The 1787-nt window shown below is 64.4% G+C and carries 1 protein-coding gene; it reads right to left on the bottom strand.

Annotated features, from left to right (window positions below; genetic code table 11):
* The coding region (rpoB, locus tag ACWEKR_RS35530) for a DNA-directed RNA polymerase subunit beta (RefSeq protein WP_452358236.1) at window positions 1–1787 on the bottom strand (1787 nt) is incomplete at both ends.

Here is a 1787-nt window from a genome sequence, read left to right as displayed (position 1 = left end):
TCACGCACCTCCGCACCGATACGCACGATGCCACGCTCGTCCAGATCGGCGAGCACCTCATCGGAGACATTCGGGATATCCCGAGTGATCTCCTCGGCACCCAGCTTGGTGTCCCGAGCATCGATCTCGTGCTCCTCGATATGAATCGAGGTGAGAACGTCCTCCTCCACCAACCGCTGCGACAGGATGATCGCGTCCTCGTAGTTGTGACCCTCCCACGGCATGATCGCCACCAACAGGTTCTTACCCAGCGCCATCTCACCGTTCTGAGTTCCGGGGCCATCGGCGATGACTTGCCCGGTTTCGATCCGCTGGCCTTCGTCCACGATCGGGCTCTGGTTGGCGCAGGTGCCTTGGTTGGACCGAGCGAATTTGCGCATCCGATAGCTACGCCGAGTGCCATCGTCATGCATGACGGTGACATAGTCGGCGGAAACCTCTTCCACCACACCGGCTTTTTCGCTGACCACCACGTCGCCCGCATCGATCGCGGCGCGCAGTTCCATGCCGGTGCCGACGATAGGCGCCTCGGAGCGGATCAGCGGAACCGCCTGCTTCTGCATGTTCGCGCCCATCAGGGCGCGGTTGGCGTCGTCGTGCTCGAGGAACGGGATCATCGCCGTCGCGACCGACACCATCTGGCGCGGCGAGACGTCCATGTAGTCGACCTCGGCGGAGTCGATGATCTCCACCTCGGAATTCCTGCGCCGCACCGCGACTCGCTGTGCGAGGAAGCGGCCGTCGGCGTCGAGCGGCTCGTTCGCCTGCGCCACGACACGCAGGTCTTCCTGATCGGCCGTCAGGTAGTCGACTTCGTCGGTGACCCGGCCGTCGACCACTTTCCGGTACGGGGTCTCGATGAAACCGAACGGATTGACCCGCGCGTACACCGAGAGATACCCGATGAGGCCGATGTTCGGGCCTTCCGGGGTCTCGATCGGGCACATCCGGCCGTAATGGCTGTAGTGCACGTCGCGAACTTCCAGACCGGCGCGCTCACGGGACAGACCACCCGGCCCGAGCGCGGACAGGCGGCGTTTCTGGGTAAGACTCGCGAGCGGATTGCGCTCGTCCAGGAACACCGACAACTGGGAGGTGCCGAAGAACTCCTTGATCGCGGCGACCACCGGACGGATGTTCATCAGCGTCTGCGGCGTGATCGCCTCGACGTCCTGCGTGGTCATCCGCTCGCGGACCACACGCTCCATCCGCGACAGCCCCAGCCGCATCTGGGACTGGATCAACTCACCGACGGTGCGCAGCCTGCGATTACCGAAATGATCGATGTCGTCGACCTCGACCCGGACCTCGATGCCACCGGGCGCGGTCATGGTCTTGTCGCCCGCGTGCAGGCGCAGCAGATACTCGATGATCGTGACGAGGTCTTCCTCGGTGAGCACCGGTGAACCGGCCACTTCGCCGGCGTGCAGGCCGAGTTTCTTGTTCATCTTGTAGCGGCCGACGCGCGCCAGGTCGTAGCGCTTCTCCTTGAAGAACAGGTTCTCCAGCAGGGTCTGCGCCGACTCCTTGGTCGGCGGCTCGCCCGGACGCAGCTTGCGATGGATGTCGAGCAGGGCTTCATCGGTGCCCGACGTGCCGTCTTTCGCCAAGGACGTCATCATCACCTCGGAGAAGCCGAAGCGCTCGACGATGCGCTCGTTCGTCCAGCCCAGCGCCTTGAGCAGCACGGTCACCGGCTGGCGGCGTTTGCGATCGATGCGCACACCCACGGTGTCGCGCTTGTCCACGTCGAACTCCAGCCACGCACCACGCGACGGGATGACCCG

The organism is Nocardia sp. NPDC004573 (assembly GCF_053602135.1).
Note: the sequence above shows the minus strand (reverse complement) of the source record. Positions and strands in the feature narration are given on the sequence as shown.